The organism is Bradyrhizobium sp. th-b2 (genome assembly GCF_000426785.1).
Classification (GTDB): domain Bacteria; phylum Pseudomonadota; class Alphaproteobacteria; order Rhizobiales; family Xanthobacteraceae; genus Bradyrhizobium; species Bradyrhizobium septentrionale.
Window position 1 is genome coordinate 1 of sequence record NZ_AUGA01000122.1, and the last position, 10,077, is coordinate 10,077.

A 10,077-nucleotide genomic window follows, 5' to 3' on the forward strand; every position below is an offset into this window, starting at 1 on the left:
TCTCCGTACTCGCGCACCGGCACGGCTATCTTTCGAAGGCCGCGTTCGCGCTAGTCGGACACTGAATACCTTCCTTCAAGACGCAGCTTCTTCTATCCGCTCACCTGTCCTCACGAGCGATTACCTCAAGCTGGAGCAGTATGTCTGATCCCGTAGCTAACAAGGGGAGCGAGGAGGCCCGTCTTATAACTGCTGGCATTGCGAACGCCCCGATTCACGCTCGCTCCTCAGCGAACGCTTGGCGTCCGAAAGCCCGTTCGAAGAAAACGCTGAGCGCCTCAGCTTGCGTCCCGGCGGGGAGAGGACGGCGCCACGGTAGCCTCACTCATGGTGCTTAAGGCTTCTCGTTGAAAACACATTGCGATGCGTGGTGGCAATGATGCGTGGTGGAAATAACGCAGTCGTCTTGAGCCTCCGCGCCCCTATCCCCGATACTGCGCAAGTAAGTCGTACGGTCGCTGCTCTGAAGGTTGGAGGTTGACCACAGTTCCCCTTTCTATTTGAACCCAAAGCAGGCCTGAGAGAACCGCCCGCCAGGGTTTCATGCTGAACTTCGAAAACGTTGCTTCCCCGGCCACCACGGCCTGTGCGTGTCAAGTCGCTGTCCTTTTTGGTCCGCATCGCCAATAGCGACCGCGTACGCCGACGCTGAAATCATCCGTGACAAAGTAGGACAACACGCCGAACCTGCCGTGATGAGTAGCCGGTGTGGCGAACCGCCGCGAACACAGGGATATCGACGGCGTCGCCGTAGATCGACGGACTATAGGAATTATTTCAGCATGTCCGGCAGCAATTACCGCCGACGTGTTCGCCATGCACCCTCCGGACCAGCACCGCTGCACCGCCGGCTCAAGTTCTGCCGAATCGTCTTACCACTTGGGACAAGCGCAACTGCCGTGGCTCCCAAAAAACGAACTCCAGATCGCATTAATACTCCAGGGCGCTTTCCAGACTCCCAACCGAGCGCCTTTGGCTCGCATCGATAACGGCGCTCGAATGAACCAGGCAGCGCGCCGCTCGAACTGGAGGTTATCCAGTGGCCTCCCAACGCGCTGGTCAAATTGTGACTAAGTCGCAGACCCCGCAATGGCGCTATTCGCGATCAATAGTATGCCGCACGGCGGGAAGCCGCCGTTCCCGCTGCAATTTTGGCAGCTGATCTGATCGGCCTGAACAGAGGCTGGATCAGCTGTTGAATATCCAACGAGACGTTTGAAGCCCGAGCATCACCGTTACGGCCGAGGCTGGACGGGGTAAGCCAGGTCGCAAGCATATCGCAACGCCCACACCAGACGAAATTGCTTGAACCTCACGTTGCGTCAGGACGTAGGGTGAGAATCACGAACGACAAAGCAAACCTCGTACGATGCACAGGCCAGATGGCAGAGATGTGTGATCAAGCGGTCGAATGTAGCGGTGACCGATTGCACGTGTGTCTGGGCCCATGGACCAAGAGCGAAAGGTTGTCAGATATGAAACAACGCATGATGATGGCCGCATTGCTCGCTATCATCGCATCTCCGGTTTGCGCGGCGACACTCAGCGGCGCTCCCCGCATTCTCGACGGCAACACGATCGAAATCGAGCAGACCAAAATCCGGCTCTCGGGCATCGAGGCGCCAGAGACTGATCAGATCTGCCTCGACGCTCATGGCCAGAAATGGGCTTGTGGCATAGCTGCTCGCGATGAGCTCATCAAGCATTCGAACGGGCGAACCTGGGATTGCCATACCACAGGGGTAGATGTGTACAGGAGGTCGCTTGGCAACTGCTTCATCGCAGGCGAGGATATGAACGCGTGGATGGTACGCTCGGGATGGGCGCTATTATCGGCACGCTCCGCAGCAAGCTATGCCATCTATGAGGTTGTTGCGAGCAATGCCTATGCGGGCATCTGGTCCGGGGCGTTCATCGCACCTTGGGATTGGCGCCATCGCAACCAGTCGACGATCATTATTGGCGCAAGCTCGGTGCCCTCAGACGCTCAAGAACTCCTGCTCGGATCCGCTTTGCTGACCGACCCGCCCTCACAGGAGTGTCTGATAAAGGGCGCCGTGGGCCGTAAGGGCGAGCGCATTTACCACTTGCCCGGGCAAAACAGTTACGAACAAATCGATATGACGAAGAACTTAGGTGAACGTTGGCTCTGCAGCGAATCGGAAGCGACCGCCTTGGGATGGCGTAAAGCCGCGCGATAGGGTGCCACCACACATGCAAGCAGATTCTTCGAGCATGAGCCATTCGATCGAACCTTCGCGCCGTTCTCTGTTGCTGTTCACTATGTCGGCTGTCGGCATGCTGCTTGCCGACCATATCGTCGAGGCGAAGGAATCAAAACCGCGGCCGAAGCCGGATAATCTGCTCTCTCCAGATGCTGCGCTGAAGCGGCTAATGGAAGGTAATGATCGCTACGTCCAGGGCGCTTCCCAAGGCCACGATTTCAAACGCGAGCGCCGGGTTTTGGTCGGTGGGCAAAATCCATATGCCGCGGTTCTGGGCTGCGCTGATTCTCGTATTGCGCCAGAACTGGCCTTCGACAGCGGACTTGGTGATCTGTTCGTCTGCCGACTCGCTGGAAATTTCGTCAACGAGGACACGCTCGCCAGCATGGAGTATGCCGTGGCCGTGCTGAACACGCCATTGATTGTGGTACTTGGTCACGATCATTGCGGCGCAGTAGACGCCACGATCAAGGCGCTCAACGACGACAAGCCGCCGCTGGGACATATTCCATCGCTCGTCGCCGCACTTGCACCTGCGGTTAAGGAATCTCGACAGCAAGGCGGCGACACGTTCGCCAATGCGACCCGGCAAAATGTAATCGATAACGTCAACAAACTCAGATTGGCGGGACCGGTTCTAAACCGGGCAGTTGAGCAGAACAGACTGATGGTTGTCGGGGGCCTTTACAGGCTTGATACGGGCAGAGTCGATCTGCTGAGCTAATGGATGGCGGCCGCCATGCGCGGCGGCCTCGTCCTTACTGGCTCAACAGCGACCTCGGACGACATTCGCTCATTCATCCGCCGCCGCAAGTGCCCTGGATATCGTCAACAATTCTAGTACAGCTTCGGATAGCTCAGGTATGCGCGGGCTCTTAATTCTCGTTGTAATCCTTGTACTTATTCTGGCGACACGCGGCCAGCACCGAGAGAGATTCTTGGCCCGGCCGACAACCTGGATGTCTCGTTAGTTCGTCCTGGCTCACAGAGTTGGCTCGAGCGGAAGATCGCGCTGGGATTTGAGCTCGGCCTCCGCACCAGCGAGCCAGCAGAATTTTCTCGCCGCTGGCGATCCGCCATGGCATCGATACAAATCGTCCGTTGAGGATCTAGCTCACGCAGGACTGAAGATCAAATAGAGCACGACTGCGGCCACGACGGTCACCCAGGCAGCTGATCTGAGGAATAGCGTTACTCGCGTCGGCATCTTGAGGGTTTCTCCTGCATCAGGCAACGAAGGAACCGCCGACTTCGGAGCAGCCTCCTTGGATCTGTCCAGCTCTGCCATTTATCGCCAGCGGATCGAAAACCTTGGTTCGCGAGAGGCGCTGCCGCGCGGCTCGAGCGCGTCGACCTCGTCGGCAATGGTCGCCTTCATGTCCCGTTCACACGGCAAGACATTGCCGAGCCCTTCGGCGCTTGTCCCTACAAGAAGATTGATGCGGTGCTTGCAATGCATCCCGCTCTGCCCAGCCTCCCACTCACAACTCATGCGCACTTTGTCGTCCTCTCGAACTGCATGACCTCGTACTCTCTGCCGCCTGAACTGCTCTCAACTCTAAAAACATAGCATGCGTTCTTCCATGCACTTTGCTCCAGCTACCTTCACTCGAATTATCCAAGGATGCTGCGCCCTTTTGAATCGATCATGTCCTCAATCTGCTAAGCATCTGCGTTCGCGCAATGCAGCGGGATCGCACGAAGGGTATCGAACCGAACAAGCTTGTCGGCATCATTTGCTGCACCCAAGTTGCGTCGACGAGAGGCGGCCAGTGCGCATCATGCTCGCTCAGATTGCCCGGACTGTTTGCCGATGCCGATCTCATACCGAGATCTGAGACTGATGTTCCCCGCAGATCTAACTCACTATACCTCCACCAGCGGTGAACTCCCGCCTGCCGCGGAAATGCTCCAGATCGGTGATGTTTGTCGCCCGACAGGCGGCGTGCTCTAATGACGCTCGGAGGGGCTGTTCGCAACAAGCTATCGACAAAAGCGATGCAACATGCCGACTGGGCCGACACCGTCGAGTTGAATGAAGACAAGTAAGTTGGCGGCAAGCCCGTCGTAGCGCCGCTAGCGGCCTGTAGGGCAGCATGGTGTCCGGTGCGTCAGCAGTCAACGCCAGACCTGACATGCCAGAGACACGGCCAATCGACACGATTGACCCTGACACACTCATCGTTGCACACCGGGGTTAAGGGTACACAGGCTGGGCAATTCGAACGCGCCGATCACGACGCAAACTTGATCTTGCTTTTGTTCGCCGAGGCACATTCGGCGTCATCGGTGAGGGTTCGCGAACAGCGCCAGCAAGCTCCAGAGCATCAGCATGACGTGTTGAGGAGCTCTCGGACAAGGAGTGGCTCTCGATGTGAGCCAGCACGGCGCGGCCTTTCGGTGTAATGCGCCAGCCGAATGGATCACGTTCCACAAGCCCCATCGTGAAGATGCTCAGATCGGGCACGCGGGAGGCAAATCGCCTGGTGCGCTCGGACCAATCCTGGCCACTTTTCGTTCGCTCGCGCAAAGCGCGTGCGCTCGCCCGCACCAGGCGTACAGGTTGCTGGTGGATCACGACTTCAAGCATGCTCGTTCTCTTCGATATTCTAGTAGCTCCTGGAAGGGCCTCGTGATCATATTCATGCGTTTACCAGCGAAGACGCTTGAATCGAACGTAGCGTCACATTGTACGATGCCGAGGTGTTCGCGACGATCCTTTGGCAAACGGGCGAAGCCACACCGGTAGTCTGTGGCGGTCGCGGAGACCTAGCGTACGTTCAACGCTGACGATGGCAGCTGTCACGGCAGTTGCCGAATATTGAATAGGTCGGGATTGCGTATCGCCGGCCTATTGGCAGAGGGTGAGACAATGACGGCCGATGCCGTTGATGTATGCGTGATCGGGAGCGGCGCCAGCGGCTCGATGGTCGCCTACGAGATCGCCCAAAGCGGTTTGCGAGTGCTCCTCCTTGAGGCAGGTCAGGCGCTTCCTCCCGACGCCTCGCTGGCGAGCGTCCAAAGTCGCATGGATACCGAGTTGGTTCGGTCTGCGGCAGGTACGTTGACTCCGTTCGGTCGTCCGTGGACCGTCTGTGCGCTCGGCGGTGGAATGACTTTGTATGCCGGAATAGCCTTCCGTTATCGCATCATCGATTTTGACGCACGAGCGCATACCGCTGGAGACGCACTCGACCCGGCCTGGCCGATCGACTACGCCGAACTGCGCCCTTTCTATGAGGAACTCGAACGGCGGACGGGAGTGGCCCGTCTGGCCGGCGCGGACCGGCTCGAGCCGCCGAGCGATCCTCCCATTCTGCCGCCCCATGAGTACAGCACGCAGGGACGGTTGATTGCCGATGCGGCCAAGCGCCTGGGCCGGCTGCCGTTCCCCACCCCATTGGCAATCAACTCACTGCCATATCGCAACCGGCCAGCCTGTCATTGCGACGGTCCCTGTAACGAACATCTGTGCCCAACCGGCGCGCGAGCCGATGCGCGCTCGCCATTCACAGATGTCACCCTGCCGCCTGGCGCACTGACGGTCGCTCCGGGCAGCAGGGCAGTAAGTATCGATCTGGCCAGTGTCAGCCGCGCGGACTCGGTAGAATGGCTCGACACGCTAAGCAGACGACGCGCCCGGGTTCGCGCCCGCTGCGTGGTGCTCGCCGGCAACGCAGTGCAGTCCGCGGCCCTGCTGCTCCGTTCGAGGCAGCGGGCAGCGCCGAACGGCATCGGCAATGCCTCTGGTATGGTCGGCGGTGGCATCTCGTTTAAGATCAGCGGCTACGTGTCGGGCAGCACCAGGATAGATCAGCTCTCCACGCCCCCCTCTGGCGGCCCATTTTCCACCGTCGCGATATCCGATCACTACCTGGACGACGAGGTGCCGTCGGGACTGGGCGGAATGATCTACGAAGCCAGTGGAGCTCAGCCCACGGGCCACCACGGAGAGACAAACGTACGGCTGCATTTCCTGGCGGCCGACCAGCCCATGCGCAACAATGCCGTCCGATTGGCCGCCAGTCGGGACCGGCTGGGTTTAGAGAAGATCATTCTCGATTACTCGACCCATCCGCTGGACAAACGCCGATTAGGCTATCTGTCACGACGCGCGTCGAGCTTGCTGGCCGAGGCCGGCGTGGAAAAGGTCGATTACCAAGATTCCGGCTATCAGTTCGGCAGCGGGCATCTGCATGGCGGCTGTCGGGCCGGGATCGACCCGGCACAATCGGTGGTCGACCGCTGGGGCCGGGTACACGACATTGACAACCTCTACGTCGCGGATGGGGGCTTCTTCCCCTATGCGGGAGGCGTCAACCCGACCTTCACGATCCAGGCGAACGCGCTGCGGATCGCTCGAAGAATAGTCACGCAGCTGATCTAACGAGCGTGGATCATCAAACGGAGACCGGTCTTGTCGACCAACATACCTAGTCGTACCGTGGCCGCGACCGACGGGCCGAAATCCGCACTGCGCCGCGCCCTCCGCGTCACCGCCTCGGAAAGATGGGATCTCAACAGGCGCTTTCCGGTCGTGATGGCCCGCGCGTCCGGCGCGCATGCGTGGGATATCAATGAAAAGCAATATGTCGATTTCACGTCCTGTAGCGGGGCCGCGCCGCTAGGAGCCGGATACGAGCCGGTCGTTGCGCACGCCGCCGCTGAGATGCGCCGGACCGGCGGCATCCTCCCCGGGCCGCTATCTGTGCACCGGATCGAACTGGCCGAACGGCTGGCTGAGATATTCCCGATCGCGGAACGCGCGGTGTTCTTCCGCACCGGCTCATGCGCTACCAGTGCTGCGGTTCGCCTTGCCCGCGCGTTCACGGGCGTGAACCGTGTGCTCACCAGCGGATATCACGGCTGGCACGACTGGCAGTTGCAGGACCGACCGGATATGGGGCTGCCTAACCGCGACCGGGACAGCGTGGACTTCCGCTATGACCTCGACTTGCTCGACGAGCTCGCCAGCGTCGAGCGCGTTGCGGCAGTGATCATCACGCCGGAGGTCAACTTCTTCCCGCCCGAATACCATAAGGAGCTGCAGAGGCAGGTGCATCGGCATGGCGCCTTGCTCATTGTCGATGAAGTGATGACCGGATTCCGCTACGCCTTCGGTGGCTACCACATGGCGGTCGGCCTCACGCCTGATCTGATTACGCTGAGCAAAGGACTGGCGAACGGAATGGCATTGTCCGCGGTCGCGGGTCGGGCGGATGTCCTCAGTTCCGGCGAAAAGACCTACATGGGCAACACCTATCAGCGCGAGGTCACTCCATTCGCGGCCGCGCTGAGTACGTTGGACGCGCTACGCGACGGGACCGCGCTGGCCCGGATGCGCGAGGTTGGCGAGCAACTGATCAAGGGACTCAATGCGGTCTTCGCGAGCCGGCAAGTCGCAGCATGGTCGTTCGCATGGCCGACCATGTTCGACGTCGTTTTTGCCGACGCGGAGCTTGGTCAGGCGTTCTTCCAGCAGATGTGGGCGCGAGGCTTCCTCATGCAATATGGCGGCCGCTTCATGCCGTCCGCGGCGGTGTCGAACGCCGACGTGCAGGCGGCTATTGAAGCAGCTGCAGAGGCCTTGCCGGCTGCGCAGTCGCGGGTGGACAGCAGCAATGGCGAGCGGGATCGACTTGCAGCCGCCATACGGTTTGCCGGTGATCACTTCGTTGCGAGCCCTGAGGCAGTTCGGCGCTGGTTCACTGCACCAGCCCATGAATGAGAACGGATTTCCAACAGAGGATACTCACATGCCGCAGCCCGATCCATTTTCCACATCCCCCGTGCTGCTCGGCGGCGAGAACCGGTCGGGCACGACCTTGTTGAGCGTGGTGCTTGACTCGCATCTTGATCTGGTAGCCGGGCCGGAGATCGACTTCCTTGAGCCGCCCAATCTCGGCCCGCACATTCTACATGCGACGGACCTGCTTGCCGCTGGAGATCCGCGGGTCACGGGCACGACCAAGAGCGCGATCGATCCGTTCTGGTACGACGGCGTGCATTTTGTGGTGCAATGCCGCCGGTTCGGTCTGGACGTCAATGACCTGCGCGAGCTCGTCAGCAAGGTCATGCTCGATTTGGGCAGCGACATTGTTTCACTCGCCGACCGATGCAAGCTAATCAACGAGATGGGCGAGTTGCGCAGGACGCGCAGCGGCGCTCGGCGCTGGGGATTGAAACTGCAGCGCAAGATCGCCCAGATCGACGACTTCGCCCGGCTATGGCCGCACGCGCATTTCGTGCATATCGTGCGCGACGGGCGCGACGTTGCTGCCTCGCATCTGAAAACCGTTCCTGATTGGGGGTACCGGACTGTGGCCGAGGCCGCGTGCGGCTGGTTTGACGTGGTATCCCGGCCGCATCAGATCGCGCCGCCCGGTCGCTATCTGGAGGTGCGTTACGAGGATCTTGTGGGCAGTCCTCGGCCCACGCTGACCCGAATCCTGGACCATCTCGGCTTGCCTTGGGACGAGGCCGTGCTGCGTCACGCCGAATACGAGCACGCATTGTTCGAACAACCGCACGGCCACCCGGCGGCCGAGGCTGCGGGAAAGCCGCTGCACCAAGGCCGGGTGGGTCGTTACACCAAGGATCTGACGCGAGCCCAGATTGCGAAGTTCGAGCAGATCGCCGGAAGTGAGCTGTTCCGCCTCGGCTATTTGCCGCTTGCAAGCCCGTCTGGCGACGCGTGAGTCGCCGAAACTGTTCCGCCGTGATTGGCGGGTTGCCGCGCAGCTATCTTGCGCTGCTGGTCGGCCAGACCATTTCGCTGCTGGGCTCCAACGTCACCATGCTGGCGCTACCGCTGACCGCAATCACCCTCCTGGACGCGGGACCGGCGCAGACGGGGGTGCTGCTGGCCTGCAGTCGGGCGCCGTGTCTGATGCTGAGCCTATTCGCCGGAGTCATCGTGGACCGTCTCCCGCACCGACGAATCCTTTTGACCGCCAACGTCGTGATGGCGGCAACACTGGCGACGATTCCGTTGTCCGTGGGCCTTGGACATCTTGGAATGGTCCAGCTATACGCGACCAGCCTGCTGGTTGGGGGTGTCGCGGTGATCGCCGACCTGGCATATCTGGCGTGCATACCGATAGTGGTAGACCGCTCCCGGCTGGTGCGGGCGCAGAGTTCATTGGAGCTCAGCCAGGCGATCGCGATGGCGGCAGGTCCATTCCTGGCCGGCTGGCTCGTCAACGCGCTCTCCGCACCGACCGCGATCCTGGCAGACTCTGTCTCGTTTCTGCTTGCCGCCGCGTTGCTGTTGCTGGTGCCGATGCGGTCCGCTGGGCGCTCAACAGCCGCCTCGTGCGCGGTACTCTGCCAAGTGGCTGAGGGGCTGGCGGGCGTGTTCGGCAATCCGATCTTGAGGGCGGTCACTTTAGCCACCGCCACGTTCATCTTTTGCCATACCGCATATTCTGCAGCCTTTCTGTTGCATCTGACCAAGGATCTCGGATTCGACAGCCGGATCGTCGGCGTGGTGCTCGGAATCGGCGCGCTTGGTGGTGTGGTCGGCGCGGCTAGAGCATTTTCCGACCGGAATGAATCGGGTGGGGATTCCCAAAACGGCGCGAGTCAGATTCAAGCTGCATGCTGGCGAGGGAGGCCAGCATGTATGGCCAGGGCGCTTTCGGTTGATCTTCGTCAAAGGGTTATAGCCGCGATTGACGGTGGCATGTCCTGTCGACAGGCTGCTGAGCGCTTTGGTGTCAGCGCGGCCAGTGCGATCCGCTGGCGCGGTCGCCTCAAGGAAGTTGGCGACATCGTTCCTAAACGCCAGGGCGGTGACCGCAAATCGCAGCGCATCGAAGCGCATTCGCAATTGATTCTGGAGGCAGTGACA

7 protein-coding genes and 1 pseudogene are annotated in these 10,077 nt (G+C 60.5%); 7 read left to right on the forward strand and 1 reads right to left on the reverse strand.

From position 1 onward, the window contains the following. Positions 1–1,475: 1,475 nt before the first annotated feature. Both K359_RS0144810 and K359_RS0144815 read left to right on the forward strand, forming a co-directional pair. Positions 1,476–2,201, forward strand: a complete 726-nt coding sequence (locus K359_RS0144810; protein ID WP_029084887.1) for a thermonuclease family protein — start codon at positions 1,476–1,478, stop codon at positions 2,199–2,201. 34 nt (positions 2,202–2,235) lie between these two features. Further along, positions 2,236–2,949 (forward strand): carbonic anhydrase, encoded by a 714-nt coding sequence (locus tag K359_RS0144815; RefSeq protein WP_224496927.1) that lies wholly within the window; start codon positions 2,236–2,238, stop codon positions 2,947–2,949. A 1,473-nt stretch (positions 2,950–4,422) separates the two neighbouring features. Here the strand turns inward: K359_RS0144815 and K359_RS62510 are convergent. Further along, a complete protein-coding gene (locus K359_RS62510) occupies positions 4,423–4,815 on the reverse strand; it encodes a hypothetical protein (RefSeq protein ID WP_156929061.1) in 393 nt (130 codons plus the stop codon). Positions 4,816–5,097: 282 nt separating this feature from the next. Here K359_RS62510 and K359_RS0144835 point away from each other — a divergent pair, with 282 nt between their 5' ends. The 5 genes and pseudogenes from K359_RS0144835 to K359_RS65295 all read left to right on the forward strand — a co-directional run. Beyond that, on the forward strand, positions 5,098–6,612 hold the full coding sequence (locus K359_RS0144835; protein ID WP_029084889.1) for an FAD-dependent oxidoreductase: 1,515 nt from the start codon (positions 5,098–5,100) through the stop codon (positions 6,610–6,612). 30 nt (positions 6,613–6,642) lie between these two features. Then, positions 6,643–7,953 (forward strand): aminotransferase class III-fold pyridoxal phosphate-dependent enzyme, encoded by a 1,311-nt coding sequence (locus K359_RS55800; RefSeq protein WP_156929062.1) that lies wholly within the window; start codon positions 6,643–6,645, stop codon positions 7,951–7,953. A 28-nt stretch (positions 7,954–7,981) separates the two neighbouring features. Continuing rightward, positions 7,982–8,923: a sulfotransferase gene (locus K359_RS0144845; protein ID WP_029084890.1), complete on the forward strand. Its 942-nt coding sequence runs from the start codon at positions 7,982–7,984 to the stop codon at positions 8,921–8,923. 20 nt (positions 8,924–8,943) lie between these two features. Next, a pseudogene (locus K359_RS65290) lies at positions 8,944–9,762 on the forward strand (MFS transporter); the annotation flags it as partial. Positions 9,763–9,849: 87 nt separating this feature from the next. Continuing rightward, the coding region (locus tag K359_RS65295; protein ID WP_245284921.1) for a helix-turn-helix domain-containing protein at positions 9,850–10,077 on the forward strand (228 nt) is incomplete at its 3' end.